23 protein-coding genes are annotated in these 21141 nt (G+C 40.3%); 5 read left to right on the forward strand and 18 right to left on the reverse strand.

The genetic code is table 11. From position 1 onward, the window contains the following. The first annotated feature begins 131 nt into the window (after positions 1-131). Complete coding sequence (locus FNH22_RS21945; RefSeq protein ID WP_143400597.1) at positions 132-356, forward strand: hypothetical protein; 225 nt, start codon at positions 132-134, stop codon at positions 354-356. Positions 357-451: 95 nt separating this feature from the next. Here the strand turns inward: FNH22_RS21945 and FNH22_RS21950 are convergent, their stop codons facing one another. Next, on the reverse strand, positions 452-1183 hold the full coding sequence (locus FNH22_RS21950; protein WP_143400598.1) for a hypothetical protein: 732 nt from the start codon (positions 1181-1183) through the stop codon (positions 452-454). A 536-nt stretch (positions 1184-1719) separates the two neighbouring features. Between FNH22_RS21950 and FNH22_RS21955 the strand changes: the two genes are divergently transcribed. After that, complete coding sequence (locus FNH22_RS21955; protein ID WP_143400599.1) at positions 1720-2034, forward strand: hypothetical protein; 315 nt, start codon at positions 1720-1722, stop codon at positions 2032-2034. A 349-nt stretch (positions 2035-2383) separates the two neighbouring features. Here FNH22_RS21955 and FNH22_RS21960 read toward each other — a convergent pair whose 3' ends face one another. The 15 genes from FNH22_RS21960 to FNH22_RS22030 form a co-directional block, all read right to left on the reverse strand. Next, a complete protein-coding gene (locus FNH22_RS21960; RefSeq protein ID WP_143400600.1) occupies positions 2384-3079 on the reverse strand; it encodes a LytTR family DNA-binding domain-containing protein in 696 nt (231 codons plus the stop codon). Next, a complete protein-coding gene (locus tag FNH22_RS21965) occupies positions 3072-4967 on the reverse strand; it encodes a hybrid sensor histidine kinase/response regulator (protein WP_143400601.1) in 1896 nt (631 codons plus the stop codon). The genes FNH22_RS21960 and FNH22_RS21965 overlap by 8 nt, the downstream gene beginning before the upstream one ends. Continuing rightward, positions 4964-5452: a Rab family GTPase gene (locus FNH22_RS21970; RefSeq protein ID WP_255518130.1), complete on the reverse strand. Its 489-nt coding sequence runs from the start codon at positions 5450-5452 to the stop codon at positions 4964-4966. Before FNH22_RS21970 ends, FNH22_RS21965 begins: the two co-directional genes overlap by 4 nt. After that, on the reverse strand, positions 5439-6269 hold the full coding sequence (locus FNH22_RS21975) for a cell envelope biogenesis protein OmpA (RefSeq protein WP_143400602.1): 831 nt from the start codon (positions 6267-6269) through the stop codon (positions 5439-5441). Before FNH22_RS21975 ends, FNH22_RS21970 begins: the two co-directional genes overlap by 14 nt. A gap of 147 nt (positions 6270-6416) precedes the next feature. Beyond that, positions 6417-6737 carry a hypothetical protein gene (locus FNH22_RS21980; protein WP_143400603.1) on the reverse strand — a complete coding sequence of 107 codons (321 nt, stop codon included), beginning with the start codon at positions 6735-6737 and terminating at the stop codon, positions 6417-6419. Position 6738: 1 nt separating this feature from the next. Further along, positions 6739-7368, reverse strand: coding sequence for a peptidoglycan-binding protein (locus FNH22_RS21985; protein WP_143400604.1), 630 nt, complete (start codon positions 7366-7368; stop codon positions 6739-6741). 214 nt (positions 7369-7582) lie between these two features. Further along, a complete protein-coding gene (locus tag FNH22_RS21990) occupies positions 7583-8206 on the reverse strand; it encodes a M48 family metallopeptidase (protein WP_143400605.1) in 624 nt (207 codons plus the stop codon). Then, the gene (locus tag FNH22_RS21995) at positions 8203-9216 is read right to left on the reverse strand and encodes an amidohydrolase family protein (protein ID WP_255518131.1); all 1014 of its coding nucleotides are present in this window, start codon (positions 9214-9216) and stop codon (positions 8203-8205) included. The genes FNH22_RS21990 and FNH22_RS21995 overlap by 4 nt, the downstream gene beginning before the upstream one ends. Positions 9217-9298: 82 nt before the next feature. Beyond that, complete coding sequence (yidD, locus tag FNH22_RS22000; RefSeq protein WP_143400606.1) at positions 9299-9529, reverse strand: membrane protein insertion efficiency factor YidD; 231 nt, start codon at positions 9527-9529, stop codon at positions 9299-9301. A gap of 12 nt (positions 9530-9541) precedes the next feature. After that, positions 9542-11041, reverse strand: a complete 1500-nt coding sequence (cysS, locus tag FNH22_RS22005) for a cysteine--tRNA ligase (protein ID WP_143400607.1) — start codon at positions 11039-11041, stop codon at positions 9542-9544. Between the two features lie 332 nt (positions 11042-11373). Continuing rightward, the gene (locus tag FNH22_RS22010) at positions 11374-12093 is read right to left on the reverse strand and encodes a hypothetical protein (protein WP_143400608.1); all 720 of its coding nucleotides are present in this window, start codon (positions 12091-12093) and stop codon (positions 11374-11376) included. Positions 12094-12465: 372 nt separating this feature from the next. Continuing rightward, on the reverse strand, positions 12466-14586 hold the full coding sequence (locus tag FNH22_RS22015; RefSeq protein ID WP_143400609.1) for a TonB-dependent receptor: 2121 nt from the start codon (positions 14584-14586) through the stop codon (positions 12466-12468). Then, on the reverse strand, positions 14586-15326 hold the full coding sequence (locus tag FNH22_RS22020) for a lipopolysaccharide assembly protein LapB (protein ID WP_185154348.1): 741 nt from the start codon (positions 15324-15326) through the stop codon (positions 14586-14588). The genes FNH22_RS22015 and FNH22_RS22020 overlap by 1 nt, the downstream gene beginning before the upstream one ends. Positions 15327-15378: 52 nt before the next feature. Beyond that, a complete protein-coding gene (locus FNH22_RS22025; protein WP_143400611.1) occupies positions 15379-15669 on the reverse strand; it encodes a transcriptional regulator in 291 nt (96 codons plus the stop codon). Positions 15670-15671: 2 nt separating this feature from the next. After that, positions 15672-16238, reverse strand: coding sequence for a hypothetical protein (locus FNH22_RS22030; protein WP_143400612.1), 567 nt, complete (start codon positions 16236-16238; stop codon positions 15672-15674). 125 nt (positions 16239-16363) lie between these two features. On the opposite strand from FNH22_RS22030, the gene FNH22_RS22035 reads away from it, so the two are divergent. Beyond that, positions 16364-16951, forward strand: coding sequence for a riboflavin synthase (locus tag FNH22_RS22035; protein ID WP_143400613.1), 588 nt, complete (start codon positions 16364-16366; stop codon positions 16949-16951). A gap of 33 nt (positions 16952-16984) precedes the next feature. On the opposite strand, the gene FNH22_RS22040 is transcribed toward FNH22_RS22035, so the two are convergent. Together FNH22_RS22040 and hemF are read right to left on the reverse strand one after the other, a co-directional pair. Further along, positions 16985-17554, reverse strand: coding sequence for a phosphatase PAP2 family protein (locus tag FNH22_RS22040; protein WP_143400614.1), 570 nt, complete (start codon positions 17552-17554; stop codon positions 16985-16987). Continuing rightward, a complete protein-coding gene (gene hemF, locus FNH22_RS22045) occupies positions 17547-18458 on the reverse strand; it encodes an oxygen-dependent coproporphyrinogen oxidase (protein WP_143400615.1) in 912 nt (303 codons plus the stop codon). The genes FNH22_RS22040 and hemF overlap by 8 nt, the downstream gene beginning before the upstream one ends. Before the next feature lie 152 nt (positions 18459-18610). Between hemF and FNH22_RS22050 the strand changes: the two genes are divergently transcribed. Both FNH22_RS22050 and ispG read left to right on the forward strand, forming a co-directional pair. Then, positions 18611-18958, forward strand: coding sequence for a hypothetical protein (locus FNH22_RS22050; protein WP_143400616.1), 348 nt, complete (start codon positions 18611-18613; stop codon positions 18956-18958). A gap of 192 nt (positions 18959-19150) precedes the next feature. Continuing rightward, entirely contained in the window at positions 19151-21139 is a 1989-nt protein-coding gene (ispG, locus tag FNH22_RS22055; RefSeq protein WP_143400617.1) for a (E)-4-hydroxy-3-methylbut-2-enyl-diphosphate synthase, read from the forward strand. The last annotated feature ends 2 nt before the right edge of the window (positions 21140-21141 follow it).

Below are 21141 nucleotides of genomic sequence, written 5' to 3' on the forward strand. Positions count from 1 at the left end.
CCAGACCGGGATGTTAATAGTATCTTAGTCCGGTTTTTTCATTTATAGTTAACCAGAAAATTTGCGGAGGCCTTGGGTTGAGATGATGAGTCTTGCTCCAGGGCGTTTTTTATTTTCTATAATTCTATAGTATGGAAAGCAACGAAGAAATGACACAAGAAAACCAGGAGAAAATACAACGGGAGCAAGTCACACAAGAGCCGAATGCTCTTTTATCAGAGATCAAAAGGACCCGTCGATATTACAAGCTCACAACCGCCGGGAATGAAACATCACTGGCTAAACTTGAGGAGTTTGGTCAATTTTTAAGGACCATGAGTAAAGTATTGTCTATGGACATTAGGGTTTCTGTGTGAAGGGAAGAATAGGCTGGTCCCATGTTTAACCTTAACCTGAATTCAATGCATCCCTGTTTAAGGGGAAATAAAGTAGAAGGGGAAATTAAATTCTTTTAAGAAACTCCCCATTCATTTTGAATTTGGCAAACAAACTTCATAACCTCCATGGGTAGCGCCAAGGAATGTTTATTTGCCTTAATCTGATCAGCAAATACCGTTAGATCCTTATGATAAATAATACTGTCTAAACGCACACAGTAGATGGCAATATCCAAAGGGAAAATAGATCTTAGTGCCGTAATGCCCTCAGGGTTGTTGGACCATATTTTTACCAATTCCCAACCATCACCCTTCCCTTTTTCGGTTATCTCTCCATACGTCGGGCTATAGTATTTACATAAATCCAAAAATTCCATAGGTGAAGGGTAGGTTTCGTATGTTAACCAACTGATATCTTTATTTACTATTAAATTAAGAATGAAGCTTTGAGCAGCATGAATATAGCTAGTAAAGATGGGCAGCTGTTTTGCCTGTTCCACAAAGTCAGTTAACCGATTGTTTCCCAAAATAGCATCTATTCTTACAGAAAATAAACCAAGGTCCAATGGGCCAATCATGTTAAGGGCATCATAACGTTCTGGGTTTTGAGTCCAATGATATGTCAATCGCCATCCCATGCTTTTACCAAAACTGGATGAGGCTATATGCTTTCGATATAACGGGCTATGTTTATAACATAATGCGCAACCCTCAATTATACGAGGATCAAAGTTTTTGAACTTTTCTGCGTAAATGGCAATTTTTTCCATCAGGATAGCAGTAATATCAGAATCTTTTGATTTCATTGGAGGATAGTTTTTTTGTTTTCAAGTTCAGTTCTATAGAACTGCTAATCCTGTTTATCCTTTAATCATCAATGTCATTAACTTAAAGAAATTAACGCGTCATCGCGAACGAAGTAAAGCGATCTCAATCACATGTTTCAACCCTTACTGTGAGACTGCTTCATTGCATTACCCATGACGTGTTTTTATAATACGCTCAAAATTCATTAATGTAGATATTTCCGTAAACCCACCCATCCTTGGTGTAATTGGAGCGAGTACACGTCATATCATTAAATGTGATCACTCGCAGTGACGAACCCTTAAGTTAATGACATTGCCTTAAATATCTTAATTCAAACAGTTGACCCACATTACATATACCTCCATTAGCGATAGATAAAAACCGGAAATCTGAGGAAGCCGGGACCAGGATGTTAATAGCATCTTAGTCCGGGTTTTTTTATTTGTAGTTTAACCAGAAAATCTGCGGAGGCCCTGGGTTGAGATGATAAGTATTGATCCAGGGCCTTTTTTATTTTCTACGATTCAAAAGTATGGAAGGCCAAGAAGAGAAGACAGAAGAAACCCAAGAGCAGGAAGCTCAACCAACCCAACAAGAACAAGCAACACAAAAACCGATTGATCCTTTATCAGAGATCATGGCATTGTCCGAACCTGAAAGGGAAGAGGAGTCAACAGAAGAACAGGAACCGGGGAAGCAGGAAGAGCCTCAAGAAAATGTCCTGCTTACGCCGACATCGTTGAATTTGTCTTTCCCGATAAAGAATTTGACGAGACTGTGGTCTAACATTTTCAAAATGAGCAAAATGCTAATCAAAAACCTCTCAAAGTATTCGAGACAATCCTGAATGAGATTTCTTTAAGAAGCATTTTACTAATACCATTCATCTCCCTGAGGATTTAATGATTGAGTTGTATGGTTTATGGGAAATAAAAATAGGTGCATACTCCAGTTCTTTCCAATCACTCAACACCCGCAACTCACTACACACCACAACAAAAGCAATGATGAACTCAGTACAAAAGTCTTGAAAATGAATAATTTAAATTCGTATCGTTCTTCGCTAACCATAGTCTTAATCTTTTGTATCAAAGATAAAAGCAGGGTAGTGGCTGGCGCAGATAGTTCGATGAGACCGGTCAAATGCTGGATGAGTCCGTGCGATTGGCAGGATAAAAAAATAGAAGATCAAGAGCCTATAACGTCTTGATTCGTTGCATTAAGTCATTTTTGTAGCTATCGCTTATCGGTATGATCTTGTCCGCTATTTGCAGGTTACTGTGATCTATATTATCTATTCGCGCCATATTGATGACATAAGATCTGTGGACCCGGATAAAGCGATCTCCCGGAAGTTTGTCCACTACTGACTTAAGTGTGGAATAAACCGTATACACTTTATCGTCTGTATGGATTTTAACATAGTCTCCGTAAGCCTCACACCATTTAATTTTGCTTAAGTCAAGGTTGATGAAAAGTGAGTCGACTTTAATGAAAATATTGTTGAGTGAACCGCTGTCCTCTTTTTTGCTGAGATTTGACTTTGCGCGAAGTACGGCTTTCAAAAACCGGCTATAATCGTTGACCGGCTTTAACAAAAAGTCACACACCTCAAAGTCGAAGGCATCAAGTGCATATTGCTTTTTGCCACTTACCAGGATGATCTCTGGTTTGCGACTCAAGGTTTCCATCAATTTCAAACCGGAAAGCAGAGGCATTTCAACATCAAGGAAAGCAATGTCAATGTTACCCTGATTAATGAATTCGATGGCTTTGATCGGATCGTCAAAAGCTTCATGTAGTTCAAGGAAATTGGTCCGTTCTATCAACTGTTTTAAGATTTCAATTGATATCGGGTCATCATCTACTACAACGCAGCTAATGTTATCCATGAGCAGTTCTGATTTGTTCTACTACGGTCTCGGAATTTGAATGTAAGCTTTCCAGCCTGGCTTTCAAACCCAAATGTATGCCTTTTCTTAATTCTGTTTCAATAATGGTAAGTTCGTGATACGGCTCCCTCATACCCACAAAACTGAAGTGTGTTTTCAACTTGTGACTTAGGTTTTTTATACCGGCAAAATCCTTGGTATCCATGTTTTCCAACATTTGATGTGTACTCGCGGAAATTTCTGAACACAACATATGCAATACCTGTCTGAACTTCTGCTGATCATTTGCATAGATCTTGCGCAGAGGGGTCAGGTCATATTGCTCAGCAGTACGACTACCCAGCAGTTGGTTTACCCTGGACTTTACTTTATCCACCTGCAAAGGTTTTTGTAGAAATAATGCGTTACTATAGCGTTTGATCGTTTTGGTGAGTGTAGCCTGATGCTCCCCGCTCACCACTAATACGGGTAGCGTTGACTGTTGCTGTTCAAGCAGTTCTAAGATCGGTATACAGGTTTCTTCTCCCAGGTGGTAATCGGTTATAACCAGATCATAATCTGTTATGGCTTCAATGGCTTCTTGTGTTTTTGTGACCAGATGAGTGGTTAAACCTTCTTCTTGTAACACTTCTTCTAAGATCATACCATTAATGGGATCATCTTCTACGATCAGAACATTGCTTACATTTTCACTAGGCAGGGCCTTATGCTTTGGATCAATTAACGCCTCTTTTTCATCATGGAAGTCAAAAGGAAGTACAAAGCGGAACGTACTCCCCACATTTACTTCACTTTCTACATAGATCTGACCTTCCATTAACTCAATGAGTTCCTTAGTAATAGAGAGCCCCAGACCTGTACCTCCGTATTTTCTGGTGGTATCTTCCATGCCTTGTTTGTATGGCTTAAAGATCTCATCATACATGTTTTTTGGTATTCCCACGCCTGTATCTTCCACTTTGAATGCGATACACAATCTATTATCAATAACATCGATCAGGTTGACGTGCATCTTCACATAGCCGGAATGAGTGAATTTTATCGCATTTCCTACCAGGTTATAGAGCACCTGGGACAACTTCTGCATGTCACCATTGATTTTTTCAGGCAACTGACGTTCAATAGTATATTCCAAATGAACCCCTTTTTCCAATGCGGTATATTTAAAAGCTTGGATTACAGCGTCTACCAGTGGCTTAAGCTCAAAATCATCACATTCTACTTTTAGATTACCAGATTCAATTTTAGAAAGGTCAAGTACGTTGCTTACCAGGTTGATCAAATGAGAACTAACGCTGTGAAGCGCTTTGATGTGCCCTTTTATCTGGCTGATCGAATTACTTTTACTAAGTACTGTGGTTAATCCTGCAATCGCATTGACAGGGTTTCTTATTTCATGATTTACCTGGGAGAAGAATTGTGTTTTTGCCTTCTGGAGTTTTTTCATCTCCTCATTTTTGAACTTGAGCAATTCATTTTCGTGTCTTACCCGTTCATTTTCCAGTAATTGTGTTTCCCTGCTTATCTCAGATTCATTACGCTCCTGCTGGACAACGGTCAGGTTTTCATAGTGATCTGTGAAGTCAAAAAGCTGCCACACCATCATATCAGGAGAATCAGAAGGTACATCGAAGATCAGATCAAAATAAAAGTCCCTGCCTCCATAAGGAATATTGACGCAGGAGTAGACCAACTGATCTTTCGGTGCCAGTGTAGCAAAAGTCGATTGAAGAGATTCCAGGAAAGGAGATACGTTAAAAACAGTGTCCTCATTCAATATCCGGATGAGGGTGTCAGAAGAATATAGAATATTACCTGTTTCGCGTTCAAAGAGTACCAGCTGCATGCGCCTGTTCAGGTAATCACTCTTATACTTTTCAATGTTCATTTTAACATGGCTTTGCCAAGATCATAGAATGCGTTTTCAACACTTACCCCCTCCTTGGCACTTGAGTAAATGATGTGAGATGAAGATAGATGGCTCTTGATTGAATCAAGAGAATTTTCGGTGAGTAGGTCAGTTTTGTTGCCAACTACCTGAATTGGTGCGATGGGTAAGGTTTGGCGGATCTGAGAAATCTCATTCGTCAGATTCTCATAAGTAGAGGGACGAGTCACATCGAATACATATAAAATGCCATGAGCGCCAAGCATATAGCTGTAATGTACACGTTCATTTTTCACTTCACCGGCGATATCCCAGATAAGCATGGTGAGATCTACGCCATGGATGTCCACCACTTTTTTATCCACTTTTACTCCAATGGTGGTTTGATACTTTTCATCAAAAATTTGATGAATGAATCGTTTTATCAAAGAAGTCTTCCCGACTCCGAAATGTCCCAGCAGAATTATTTTTTTACTTAGAATCATTTAATACCTGATCGAAATATAGTTGTACTGATTCGTTAAGCTTAGAATTTTCTTCGTTGTCAACCAAATTTTTAGTCAATATTTTGGAAGTAAAATCAAGGATCAGGTCATCCAGCCTATTTTTAAAAGAGGCGTTCCAACCTCCTGATACAGCCGCTACTACATAGAAACTTCTGAAAGACCGTATCACCAGTTTGAACGTCTCATACTCTATATTTTCAAGGTCCTGACCTTTGTCGAAGGCATCCTCTGCAAATGCTTTGATGGCAGTGAGCATGCCTGCTATCATGTCCGTATCTACATTTTGTGATCTTGTATAACTGCCTACTAATATGCCTGAGTCTTTTTGCACTACCAGAATTTGCTCAAGAGAGGGTTCCAGTAGGTCCCGGGTGATTGTAGTGCTAGGCTTTGCACCTGCGAACCAGGCCTTTAAGCGATTTGCAAAGTTTTTCCATGAAAAAGCTGATTCCAGCTGACGATCAATTCGTTCAGATAGTAGTTCCAGTTCTTTCACTATGTATTTTTTGATCATCTTCCCGATAATAGGGTAGAGCGCTTCAATCACTTCTTCTTGCGAATTCTTAATTTGATCGCGGATAGACTGCGTGACCTCATCACCGAAAAGTGCAGAGAAATTACGTTTTAAATGGATTACGTTATCTTCAAGTATGGGCTGTACCCGGGCTTCCAGTTTTTCACGATCTTCGATTTTCTCGTCCGTTAATCTGAGCTGTTCCTGAACAGACCGCTGCACTTCTTTTTCCTCTTCCAGGAGAATTTGTTTGAGCTTACGATAAAGAAGTGCCTTGGACATGATGCCTTTAGTTTTTATTTGAAATCAACCAAACACGATATAAAAGTAGGCAAAGCCAATGTTGAAGTAAAGACTGAGCATGGTTTGCGGGACCAGGGTTTTCCATATTAAAGTGTAAATGGTGTGCTGTTTTGGAAACGGATCGTGTTATTTCAATTTTTCCGCCAACTCAATGAGCAATGCAGATAGGTCCGCTTTGGCTGTGGTGGATTCAGTCAACTTATCAATGGCATTCATCAGGTCTTTAATCGATGCCCCAACATCATTTTTAAGGTTCTGGAGGTCTGTTTCATGCTTTTGATTAGCTTCTTCCCACATTTTCTGGTTACTCTCCTGGAGTTTGTTAATGTGATCTTTTAGCTGTTTGAATTCACTTTCATAGGCCTTAATGTTGTCTCCAAAGATGATCTCTTTGATGGCATCCAGTTTTTTGTCTACCGGAATTTGTTCTTCGCTATTCTTGCTCATGTTACTTCGTCTTTAATGTGGTGATGGTCTCCTTATCTATTATGCCGGAAGGGTAAAGGTTAAAATCTCGCTGAAGTGTTTTAATCGCATTTTCAGTCTCCTGTCCAAAATTACCGTCAAGAGGTATAGTATAACCTTTTTCAATCAATATCTTCTGTATTTCGTACACTGCGTTTGATTGATCACCCAACTTTAAGTAAAGATATTTATCATTTTCATGAAAGAAATAGTTATCAGGGGCGAGCCCCATTTCTATGATCTTTTGAATGGCTGTGTTATTGAACCCCTGCTGTTTGAGTTGGCCGGAATAAATGAGGAGTTTTTCCATTCTTTTTGTGGAAGCGATCAAATGGTTGTAATGTGTCGATGCCTGGAGAGATTCTTCTGAATCATCAGGGTATTCCACATCTATTCCTTTTTGAAACCACATTCTTCTGGCAAATGCACCTATTTCATAACTATTTTTAATGTATTGGTCTAATAGCAACGGATCATAATAATTCGGGTCTATGCTATCATTTACGGCATAGGTATGATCAAAGGGAGGTCTGTAACGTGTGTAGTTTTCGTATTGGAAATAAGCAATCACCAATAGACTCAGGGTTATGATGAGCATTAACAACCTCTTCATAAAAATTATGCTTACAGTAAAAAAAGTACTAAAATCTATTTTAAGCGTAATCTACGAATTTATCTGATGTTATAAACTCAATAAGAATTGACATTTTTTCTTTTGAAAAAACAATTTGCCCAATAGGTACACGGATAAACGAGTCTTATGGCCGGATAGCAGTCCTCATTTAGCTAAAATTCACACCTTCAATTAGTTAAGAGATATTTAGCGATTATAGCTTGGGTTTTAACTGTCCTTTGAGTAGCAGGTTATACTCTTCACAGCTGAGTTGTCCATGTTCATCACTGTAGGGGCATGTTCTGTAGCTATTGCCAAACGGTCCTTGTTCTATGATCACTGTATTGCCGGCACAGACAGGGCATACTACCTTGCCTGAAGGACCACAGTCGATATCATAGCTGATAGAAAGAACTTCCTGAGCATTTTTTCGATCATCCTCTCTTAAAGCTAAAAAAGCTTTATTTGCCATATCAAGTAACTCTATACATTCCTGGTAGTACCTTCCTTCCGTACCTTTAAGTTCCAGGTATTTGTTTAACCAATCAATGCTCTGCTTGTATTTGCCCAGAAAAAAAGAGTTTTTTCCGAAGTAGAAGGTGAGGTTGGTGGGGACTACTTTGGAGGACTTGAGAACAGTTTTAAATTTTTCATTGGCCTCTTCGTATTCTCCATCTTCCATCAGGTCTACCCCCAGGTCCAATATCTGTGATGTTTCAGCTTTTTTAGCCTGTTCACGCTCCTGTAGTTGTTGTTGTATGATCTCCTCCTGGGTTTGAGCATAAGTTACAGTCGTTGCAGACAGTACCATCAGTATCCATACTATTCTATACTTCATGTCACGAAATCTTTTTTGTCCAGCTGTAACCATGCTAACGTAGCATTACAAAATATATCTTCCACTGTTTCCGGTTTCAAGTCCATTTCTTCAATAAACCTGCCAATTTCAAGATCACCTAGGGGGAACGGGTAATCAGAGCCGAGAGTTACCTTCTTAGAAGTTTGAATGTCGAGTACATATTTTAACATGGCGGCGTCATGTGTTATGCAATCTACCCAAAATTTGCCCAGGTAGTTTTTAGGATTAACAGGATTATCTATGGCCACCAGGTCCGGACGGCAGTTAAATCCATGTTCTATCCGGCCGATAGTCGATAGAAACGAACCTCCGGCATGGGCAAAGTTTACTCTGAGCTTGGGCAGTTGTTCAAATATCCCGGCAAAGATCATAGAGCACATAGCCCTGGAAGTTTCGGCAGGCATGCCTACCAGCCATGGCAGCCAGTACTTGGTCATATAACGCATGCCCATCATTTCCCAGGGATGCACCAATACTGCCATCCCCAATGCTTCACAGGCTTCAAAAATAGGGAAAAAGCGAGGCTCACTTAAGTTTTGATTATTGATATTAGAGCCGATCTGTATTCCTTTAAGTCCCAGGTCATTTTTACATCGGGTCAGCTCTTCAATGGCCAGATCAGTGTCTTGCATCGGCAGGGTGCCCAGGCCTATATAGTTTTTAGGGTACTTATTAGCTATTTCTGCGATATGATCATTAAGAAAGCGGGAAAGGTCGAGGCAATCATCCGGCTGTGCCCAATAAGAAAACATCACCGGAATGGTGCAAATTACCTGTACCTGTGTATTAAATTGGGAATATTCATCCATTCTTAGTTCAGGGTCCCAGCAGTTAGACTTTATTTCCCTGAAAAACTGGTTCCCTTTCATCATCTTGGCTGAACCTTCTTTGTGATGTTGCAGATAAATAAAATCTCCATAACCAAATTTTTCTGTCCAGTTTGGCATGTCTGCTGGCAGAATGTGGGTATGCATATCTATTTTTAACATAAGTGGTTCGGGTTGGCCAATCCTACAAATCTATTGAATCCCGTGCCTGCCAACAATCCATTTAAGTAATTTAATAGTAAGCCTACTCTTCTTTTTGAGGGACGGGATCATAGCCTGAAGTACCCCAGGGGTGGCATTTGGAGAAGCGCTTTATACCCAGCCAAAGGCCTTTCAAAGCACCCCAGGTTTGAATAGCCTCAATCGTATAGGATGAACACGTAGGGGAATGGCGACAACTGGAGCCAAATAAAGGGCTGATGGTGTATTGATATATCCTTATAGGAAAAATGAGGAGATGTTTTAGAAAACTCAAAACGCGGTTGAATTAATCAATAGAATATTCTGTCCCTTCTTTACTGTCTTTTAGTGTAACACCCACTTGCTTCAGATCATCCCTGATCTTGTCAGAAAGTCGATAATTCTTACCTGCCTTCGCATCCAGGCGTAGTTTTATTAGGACATCTATGATTCCATCGAGTAATTCATGGTCGCTTTCCTCCTCTTCTTTCAATCCAAGAACATCAAAGACAAAACCTTGATAGTGTTGTACCAATGTGTCAAAAGAGGCTTTTGATAATGCGCCTGTGGTTAGATTTCCTACTTTGAAATTATTCATTAAGGTAGTGATCTCAAACAATACAGCGAGCGTTTTAGCAGTATTGAAGTCATCACCCAGATGAGTGAAAAGCTGATCGATCAGTGTTTTCACTTTATCTTCCAGTTCATTATCTGCCGGTCCTTCAATATACTCCAGGCCTTTCGCTATTTTTATTCCATCCATCAGACGTTTGTAGCCTTTTTCAGCTGCTGTTAACGCTTCATTGGAAAAATCCAGCGTGCTGGAGTAATGAGATTGTAACATAAAAAATCGCACTACCATGGGGCCATAGCCACGATCCAACAGGGGGTGATCTCCTGAAAAAAGTTGTTGTGGCAAGAAAGAGTTGCCCAGAGACTTGCTCATTTTTTGATCATTTACGGTCAACATGTTGGAGTGCAGCCAGTATTTAACAGGGTCTTTGCCCTTACTACCGACTGACTGTGCTATTTCACATTCATGATGCGGGAAGACCAGGTCCATGCCACCACCATGGATATCAAAGGTTTCACCAAGATACTTTGTACTCATAACAGAACACTCCAGGTGCCATCCGGGAAACCCTTCCCCCCATGGTGAGTTCCATCGCATGATATGGGTAGGGGAGGCCTTCTTCCAAAGTGCAAAGTCCACCTTATTGCGCTTCTCGTCTTGATTATCGAGATCACGACCACCTTCCATTAGTTCTTCTATTTTCCTGCCGGAAAGTTTGCCGTAGCTAAAATCTTTATCGTAGCGTACTACATCAAAGTAAACGGAGCCATTTACCTCATAGGCGAATCCTTTATCCAGGAGCGCCTGTACCATTTCAATTTGCTCCATGATATGTCCCGTAGCACATGGCTCTATACTGGGAGGAAGAAAGTTAAAGTCATTCAGTACATCGTGAAAGCCATTCGTATAGCGCTGTACTACTTCCATGGGTTCTAACTTTTCCAGGCGGGCTTTTTGGGCTATTTTATCTTCGCCTTCATCGGCATCATTTTCAAGATGTCCTACGTCAGTGATGTTTCGAACGTATCGTACTTTGTATCCCAGGTACTGAAGGTATCGGTAGATCACATCAAAGCTCATGAAGGTGCGTACATTTCCAAGGTGTACATCACTATACACAGTAGGTCCACAAACATACATCCCGACACTATCCTCATGGATGGGTTCAAACTTCTCTTTCTTTTTGGAAAGTGTATTGTAGAGGTAGATAGGGTATTTCTCCTTCAAAGACATGTAATTACTGCAATTAGTACAACCTTGGTTTTAAGGTGCAAAGCTAACACCAATTATTGATTATAGCAGAATATTAAGGCTTAATTGGAGGGTAAACGCATTTAAAGCCAGATGCAGGCTGTGATTTTCCAGGCTGCTTTTTGCCTCTTGGTTTTCAAGAGTGGATCAGCTTTGAAATTTTATTTCCCTTTTAGAGATAGGGTGAGAGAGAAGACTTTTAAAAGAAGGTTTTTAAATGCATTTGCTCTGGTTCTGCAAGCCATGCGACCCTTCAGTGCATATAAAAAGGCTGACCCCTGAGGACCAGCCTAAATAATCTGCTTTTAAAAAAATTACTTCATGAGTTGTGTGTACTCATAAACATGGGTTTCAAGGTCTGACCACTTGACGTCACTTCTATATTTCTTTACAAGCTCGTCACAATCTCCAAAGACTTTGATAAATTCTTCCCTGTAATTTTTTTTCATGAGTCTGAAGGCCGCATCTTCACCTGCTTTTTTAACATAATAAGATTTGTCTAACCCTCCTACCACATCAACTCCGGCTAAACCAATGCTGGCTGTTTCTTTGGCAAAGGGGTCATGATATACTTTGATCTTACTTGAAAATGATGCATTCATCAGTTGTAGCATCAGGTCGTCCGTCTTCTTTTTGATCTTTGTCGGGGTCTTCTCAAAATAAACATATCCTTTGTTCATAAGAGAAGTGTCCACAGTAGTTTGCTTTTCCCAATTTTGTATATTACCTGCTTGTTCCATTGCTGCACTAAACTTTGCAAGATTATTTGGCGGCAGGTACATAAATGAAATTTTAGCCGGATCAATTTTTAGCTTTTTTCCATTAGGGTTTTTCATTTTAACCGTTTCAATAAGGCCTTTGGACCTCTTGAATCCTCCTAACAGACCCTCGAATTTTGTACCATCCTCCATATGTAGGTAAGCGGTCTTACTTCTGGAAAAACCTTCCAATGGAACCGCAAATTGCTGTGAGAATAGGTTAGAGAAACTTATGAGTACCAGTGCACTCATAAAAATTAGACTTTTCTTTTTCATATTTTGAAATAGGTTTTGGTGTTCTGAAACTAAAATGTTCGATTTAATAATAATTAACAATAGAACATACATATTATCTGTACTTATATCGTAACCGGTAGTATCAGACTTTTTTGTTTTTTAATGAGTTAGATGCTTTATGAAAGCAAGTCGAACGTATTTAAAAATGTGGCTCAGGGCGCCATTGTCCAAGTTGCTTTTATCACTTTCCTTAAGGCTAGATGAGCTTTGAAATTTTGATTTTCCCTTTAGGGATGAAGTAGGAAAGAAAACACTCTTTGCAAGTTTTTAAAATGCATTTGTTCCGGGCTTAATTGAAATCGACATAATTTACTTTCCGTAAATGAATGTTATTAAACGGATAGATCGAACTCAGAAATGGATGACCATTCCAAAATAGAATGTTCTGCGCGAAAAATACTGTGCCTGCCTGACGCTGTAGTCAAAGTTGTAGGTGTAAGATCTTAAATTCTTTATATCTAAAACATTACTTGCTGACCCAAATACAATGATAGAAAACTTCTCACTAACGGCTATTAGTTTACTGATGCTCAGGTCAAACCCCTTATAGCTTCTAAGCCGCTTTTGTTGTGTTAATGGTGCATACTCAGGTTCAAATACGGATAGGCCTTCATGAAACGTAATGTTGATTAACGGTTGGTAGTGTCTTCCGTCTCTCAAAATGAAATTAGCGCTGGCTGTCCATCCTCTGGTAAATTTGTACTCCAGATTCCCTCTTATGAAGTAATTCAAGTCATATTCAGCAGGATACCGTTCTCCGCCGGCCTCCCTGGTATTGCCGTTGATCAGCGTATAGGAAAGCTGACCGCGTAACTTAGGAAGTATTTTTCCCTTGAGAAAAAACTCCAGACCAAAAAGTTCTGTGGTGCGGTTAAGCTGTCTGTTCTTTTTGCCAAAAATGGAAGTAGAAAATTCAAGATCGTTTTGATTCCAGTTCAAGTCAGCGGACAGTTGGTCACTTGCTATTAAAAATGGATTTTCAATGTCGTTTTGAGGTAAACTGTATTTGTGGTATTTACCCCAGGCCATTGTAATGTGAGCGTGGGTATTAAGCTGTATTCTGGTATTTAACTGCATGCTCAGGTAATGATCCCGGAGTGTAGCAGGTATGTTTTTACGCAAACCTCCTCCCAATATTATCTTTTTCCCCCAGTAGTATTTGGTATAAACGTATAGTTCGGGCCGGTTAAGTCTTACGGTGTTGTGGTTACTTGTGGTAGGAAAGCCATCTCCTTCTGCAAAATCAAAAGCATAATAAGTGCCTGTAAATTTTTGTTTTCTGTGATCAACGCTCAGACCAGTTTTGGCATAAAAATTTTCGCGTTGATAGCGATAGTTAGCGGAGAAGAAGGCGTCAAAGTTATGGATGGTAATGTCAGTATCTGCATAGCCAAACTCCGCTTTTGAAAAGCTTATGTTACTGTTCAAAGACCATTCTGATCGGTTTACCTTGTGTCTGAAGTTGGTTACGGTAAAGTTACGTTGTTTCCGTTGTTTGAAAGTTCCCTGGAAGGTAGGGGACTGATAAGAAAAATCATACCCTTCGGTCAGGGTGTAGTTGAATACTTTTAGAATAGTATGGTCATTAAAATGATTTAAGAAATTGATCCCTAAATCAACGGACTGAAATTTTTGAATATCATCGAGCGCTTCCGGGTTCAGCGCTTTTATGATGGACGAAGGTTGGTAGTTAGAAAACAGCGTTAGAGCACTCTTTTTACTTGTGCTTCGTTGGGCTAAACCTCCATAGCTGGCCGGAGATAGTGTAACAGAATTGGAGGTAGTTTCCCGAATTTCTTCTGATGTTTGTATGGCAATGAGTCCGGAGGTAGTATTGCCATATTCAAGAGGTGGATTGCCAGGGAAAACTAGCATTTCGTTTACCATGGCAGTATTAAATACGCTGAACGTACCAATACCATTAAGCTGGGAAAAACGTATGGCGTCGTAAAGAGGAACATTATTGAAAAATAATCCGGTTTCTGCAGGGCTACTACCTCTGAAACTGATATTGGCCGATTCATCCAGCGTGGTGGCGGCGGGAACCGAGTTAACGGCTAATAATGGGTCTGCTTTTGCACTGGGGTTTAGATATACATCCAACCGGGATATTCTTTTGTAAGTGAACTCTTCAGCTGCTAACTTTTCTGCGGTAACTACTATCACATCCATGTTTAGGGTATTAGGCTGCAAGGCTATATCAAGCGGCCTTATTTCAGTAACTATATGGAATAGCTCTTTATAACCTATGTATGAAATCACCAATGTGTCGCCTTGCTTTATGTTATTAAGAGTGAACTTACCATGTATATCAGTGCTGGTACCCTTACGCCAGTCTGATTTAACATAAAGATTAGCACCAATAAGTGATTCCCCATTTCTACCGTCTATGATACTGCCGGTCAACTTTTGTCCAAACAGAACATAGCCATTCAGTAAGAACAATCCTAATGACAGGTAAAATCGTATCATTAGTTTGCATTTAGTTTTGGAAGCAAACCATACTTTATCCAGTTGAAATCAGGTTCTAATACTAAGGCTTTATGATAGGTGCTTCGAGCCTCTTCAGTCTTTTCCAGTTTCTGATAACACTGACCTAACCACGCATACGCATCAATGTACCTCCAGTTCGATTGTGGCAATGGAGAAGCACCCTCGTACAATTCGATAGCTTTTTTCAAAGCGGTTAATGCTTCTTGCTTGTCACCACCAAACATGGAGGGTGTAAAAAGCTTGGAAATACCTCGTATCTGCCATACCATGGGTGAATTGGGAGCGATCTTTAATGCTTTTTCCATGTTTTTGCTACTCTTAGCTCCCAAAAACATGCCTTTCCATGAGCTATAACTCATTTCCATACCGTAAATGGAGGATAATAGCGCTCTACTGTTACCTGGTTCGTGCTCAGATGAAATAAGCTTTTCCAGATTGTCCTTGGTAGTCTCAAGATACGCATCAAACAGATCTTCATCCTGATCGATTAAGGAAGCATTCAGTAAGCCATGTTGCGCCAGGGCCAATTGATACAAATTTTCCAAAGAACTATCATTGACATAATTGGTTTCACATCTTTTTACTAGTTGTTTCCATAACCCATTGTTGTTATTTAAATATGCCTGGTAGGCCATTTGGCTTTCTTCGGATTGTGCTTGACTGAAAGTGGCAATAGACGATAATACGGTAATAAGACAGCATAATTTCAACGTTTTCATAATCATAAAGTGGTTTATATTATAAACTATATATTTAAATTTTTTTCATTTATTATTTCTTAATGTACGATTGGAGCGTATTTACGTAGCTTTCAAAAGCTTCTATTCCTTTCTTGGATATATTACAGGTAGTTACTGGTTTTTTCCCCTTAAAGCTTTTAGTCACCTCAATGTATCCGGCGTTATTGAGTTTGTCAATTTGTACACTGAGATTGCCAGCGGTGGCGCCGGTTTTTTCCTTAATAAAAACAAACTCCGCGGATTGTACGCTTACCAAAAGTGACATGACGGCTAACCGAAGTTGAGAATGCAATAAGGGATCCAGATTTTTGAAATCTGACATAATTAAGCAGCTTTCAGTTTATACCCTGGTATTAAATAGCCCACCAATACGGCTATGGCGGATATTAGCAGGCTGTAAGAAGGGGCAACAGCAGAGGCTATCACCGCAAATATCCAGAACGAAGCCCCTCCATAGATCAATGGTTTAAACTTAATGATGAAACCGGTAATGAACGTAGCCATTCCCGCTAATAGTAATACCAGGATGGGTATGGTAGGCCCAAAACGGCCTGAAAAAACAATGATCAGAAGACAAAAGCTGAAACTGATCCATACCCATTTGATCAGGTCATCACTATAGGCTTTGACCTTAGCTTTTTTTGATTGGCGATAACCATAAATGAAGCTGACAACCCAGGCCGGTATACTGATCAGCCAAATGGCAAAAGGGTAGGAGTAATCGGTATACTCCATGAGATAGAAATGCCCGATATTACCCAACATAGCCACCCAACCCCAAAGCAGAAAGTAGAAACTACCGCCACGAATATTTCCTTTGGCGTTTTGGATCATCCTGGTAATGATGTCAAGGCTCTCCTGATTTGATAAAGGTTTTGACTCAGTGGACATAGCTTTGATATTATTTTATAAAGTAGTTTACAATATAAACTATAATTTTTAAAAAAGGTTGCTATTCACAGGCTTTTTTTCAGAATGTTGCACTTACTTTTGAAGAAATCAAATGAACTAATACCATGTTCACTGGAATTATTGAAACAATAGGCCGGATAAAATCTATCAAAACGGAAGGAAGTAATCGGGAATTTGAAATTGAAAGTACCATCGCCTCTGAGCTTAAAATTGATCAGAGTGTAGCACATAATGGCGTTTGTCTTACGGTAACTTCGGTGAATAATGACAGGCACACTGTGGTAGCTATTGATGAAACGCTGCAAAAGAGCAGCCTTGGGCTGTTACAACCAGGTAGTAAAGTTAACCTTGAACGATGTATGTTAAATAATGGTCGTTTTGATGGCCATATTGTACAGGGGCATGTGGATCAGACCGGACAGATCAAATCTGTTCAGGAAGAGGAGGGAAGCTGGTTGTATACCATTGAGTATGATGCTTCTTTGGGGAATGTAACGGTTGAAAAAGGTTCAATCACCATCAATGGGATTAGCCTTACGTGTTTTGAATCGAAAGTAAACAGTTTTAAGGTGGCTATTATTCCTTATACTTATGAACATACCAATCTCCATGAGTTAGGCACCGGGGACGCGGTTAACCTTGAGTTTGACATCATAGGTAAATATGTTCAGCGACTTCTGGATAAAAACTGATCTGTAAAGTCAGACATAACTAATAGGTCTCTATTACTTTTTTGCAAACTTTACTAAAGAATAACAAGTCAATCTGTAAGCCAGGTAACCGTAGATAGTTCCAATGGCTGCTCCTACCAGAATGTCACCAGGGTAATGTACTCCCAGGTAGATGCGGCTATAGGAGACAATAGCTGCCCATAAAAACATCCAGGAAAACCAAGGGTATTTATTTCTGAAAATAAAGAACAGGAAGGTAGCCAGCGAAAAAGTATTGCCGGCATGTGATGATGAGAATCCAAAACTTCCCCCACGATAATCGTTGACAACATGGACCAGTCCTTCTAATGCAGGGTTACGGGAAGGTCGAAATCGCTCAAAAAACGGCTTCATAAACCCGGAGCAGGTTTGGTCTGTGGCTGTGATGGCCAGTCCGATGCCAAGTAACACTATGATCCCTTTCCATTTATATTCCCGAATGATCCACCCTGCTATAAGCAAATAAAAAGGTATCCATATCTTTTTATCAGATATCCAGAACATCACAGGGTCCATCCAGTCCGTGTGCAGGCCGTTAAGCCAAAGAAAAAGAGCTTTGTCCCACTCCAATAGTATTTCAAGCATACATTATCCAGTCAATATCTTTTTTCAAGAGCGCCTGTGTTTCAGCTTCTGCCGTACCTTCCTCGGGTTGGTAATCATAGACCCAATTGGCTTGTGGAGGCATACTCATCAAGATGGATTCAATTCTTCCATTGGTCTCAAGACCAAATTTAGTGCCTTTATCCCATACAAGGTTAAATTCCACATACCTGCTCCGTCGTAACATTTGCCAGTTTTTGTGTGTGCCGTTGAAGTCGAGGTAGGCATTATTTTTCATGAAATAAGTATAAGTAGGGGCAAAGGCAGAACCTACATCCTGTACAAAAGAAAACAGGGTTTCTTTGGTTCCTTCTGCTTCTCCCATCCGGTCGAAGAATATTCCTCCCACACCACGGGTTTCCTGGCGGTGTTTAATATAGAAGTAGTCATCAGCCCACTTCTTGAATTTTTGATAGTAAGCAGGGTTATGTTGGTCGCATACCGTTTTTAGTTGTTGATGAAAGTATGCAGCTTCTTTTGTCTTTATGTAGTGGGGTGTCAGGTCTATACCTCCCCCAAACCACCAGGTACTGTTGCCATCTTCGGAGGATGTTTCAAAATAGCGAACATTCATATGAATGATAGGCACCATTGGATTTACAGGGTGCAAAACGATGGATACACCGGTTGCATAAAAAGTGGAGTCATTTAATTTTAAAGCATTGGCGATATTTTCGGGAAGTTTGCCATGAACTGCGGAGAAGTTGACACCACCCTTTTCAATGATGTTTCCATTGGTAATGACACGGCTTCGTCCGCCGCCGCCTTCATCACGCTGCCATTGGTCCTCATGGAAATATCCTTTCCCATCCGCTTCTTCAAGGGCTTGGCAAATAGTGTCCTGTAATTCTTTAAACCAGTGAGTGACGGTTTCTTTGGTCAACATGTCACAAATCTATGGAATTTGAGTTTTCCATGTCAGCAGCTTGTTTATTAATACATTCATTTTATATATTTTTAAACCTAAGAAATTAGTGTCCAATTAGTTAAAGGATAATTGGTAGCAACTATTAAGTTTTACATTGAAAACTAAACGTTATGGTAAACGATCAATGGGAGGAAAAACTGGCGCGTTACGATCAACTAATACAAAAACAATCAAACTTTGAACGGCTGGGAAAAACAATGCCTTATACTTCGGCAAACGGACATATGTTTTCTCAACTCAATAAGAAAGGAGAGTTGGGAATTCGGCTTTCCAAAGAGCAAAGACAGCAATTTCTAAAAGACCATAATACTACTTTGTTCATGGCTTATGACACCGTAATGCAGGAGTACGTGCTAATTCCGGAGATATTGTTTGATGATATGGATCTGCTGTTTTCTTATCTAAAGGATGGTTATGAGTACGTAAAATCTCTAAAACCGAAAACATCCAAAAATTAATTTGACCCACCTGGGCTGTATTACATACTTTCAATTTCGTAATAATTATTAGGCTCTCAAAGAAAGAACAAATCAGCACATGACAATTTTCATTACTTCAGGTGGGGAATATTTGTTACATATCCTGGTTTCAAAAACATTGGACAATAGAAAACGGTTATCTTAGCGTTGACTTAAAAAAATGCCATACTCTTGGATACAGAAATAATCAAAACGATTCAATACTGTAATAGTCTGACACGCTACAGCAGACGAAAAACCCGTGAAGTTTATATAGGTGATGTGCCCATGGGAGGTGAAAATCCCATTAGGGTGCAATCCATGACTACGGTGGACACAATGGATACCAATGGGTCGGTTGAGCAAGTATTGAGAATGGTGGATGCAGGTTGCGAATATGTACGCATCACCGCCCCAAGCATTAAGGAAGCACAAAACCTGGCAGAGATCAAGAAGGAGTTAAAGCATAGGGGGTGTGAAGTTCCACTTGTTGCAGATATTCATTTCACCCCTAATGCCGCTGAATTGGCAGCCAGGATTGTGGAAAAAGTACGGGTAAATCCGGGGAATTATGCCGATAAGAAACGTTTTGAAGAAATTGAATATACAGATGCCTCATACCAGGAGGAATTAGAACGTATCAGAAGCAAGTTCACTCCACTGGTTAAGATATGCAAAGAATACGGTACCGCTATGCGCATTGGTACCAATCATGGGTCATTAAGTGACCGTATCATGAGCCGGTATGGAGATACACCGTTGGGTATGGTGGAATCTGCCCTTGAGTTTCTGCGTATTTGCGATGATCTGGATTATCATGATATTGTGCTTTCTATGAAATCTTCTAATACCCAGGTGATGGTACAGGCCTATCGAATGCTCGTCAATAAAATGGATGAAGAAGGTTTTCAGCCTTACCCATTACATTTAGGAGTTACGGAAGCCGGAGAGGGAGAAGACGGACGTATAAAAAGCGCTGTAGGTATCGGTACATTATTAGAGGACGGGCTGGGAGATACAGTGAGGGTTTCGCTCACAGAAGAACCTGAATTGGAAGCACCTGTAGCTCAGATCATGGTGGATCGGTATGATGACAGGGAACAACATGAAGAGATTGAATCTATCGGGTCAGTGGATTTTGATCCTTTTAGCTATACCCGTAGAGAAACGGCCGAAGTAGTCAATATTGGAGGGGCGAATGTGCCCAGAGTATTAGCGGATATAGGCCATTTAAACGCACAAGATTATAAAGATCTGAAATCCATAGGTCATTTTTATTTGCCGGAACTGGACAAATGGAAAATGAATGACCTGGGTGCAGATTACCTTTATTCGGGGAAGACACCCGTTCCATTCATGTTGCCCAATGGATTGAAAGAAGTACTGGATTACCAGGCATGGAATGAAGTTAGTGATGATCCTAACAAGTTACCGCTCTTTACTACATCAGATTATAGAGAGCAGACGAAAAGGCATGAAGAAATTAATTTCATATTGACCAGTCTGAAGGAGTTGGACGTAGCTTTTATTACCTTGCTCGAAAAAGATACAACTGCAGTATTAATATTACAGACGGATAATCAACACGCTATGCCTGAGCTGCGAAGGGCCTTTTTTAAATTAAGGAATGCACAGGTAAGGACCCCGGTTATTGTAAAGCGCACGTATGGAATATTGAGTGAAGATGAGTTGCAGATCCACGCAGCTACGGATATTGGCGGGCTGCTTATTGATGGCTTTGGAGATGGTATAATGCTGGGGGCCATGAAAGCTCCCGAAGTTAATGCAAAAGAAGAAATGGCGACGTTGGTTTCATTATATAACAACACTGCTTTCGGTATACTTCAGGCGGCACGTACCCGTATGACTAAAACAGAGTATATCTCCTGCCCATCGTGCGGACGAACGCTGTTTGACCTACAGGAAACGACAGCTATGATCCGAAAGCGTACGGACCATCTGAAAGGTGTGAAAATCGGTATTATGGGCTGCATTGTGAATGGTCCCGGTGAGATGGCAGATGCCGATTATGGCTATGTGGGTAGTGGAAAAGGAAAAATTACGTTGTATAAAGGTAAAGAAGTGATGAAAAGAGGGGTTCCTTCCGAACAGGCAGTGGATGAGCTTATTGAGATCATTCGCACCGATGGTAACTGGATAGAGCCTGCAATAAATGGATGAGC

The sequence above is a fragment of the Fulvivirga sp. M361 genome, assembly GCF_007097395.1.
Taxonomy (GTDB): domain Bacteria; phylum Bacteroidota; class Bacteroidia; order Cytophagales; family Cyclobacteriaceae; genus Fulvivirga.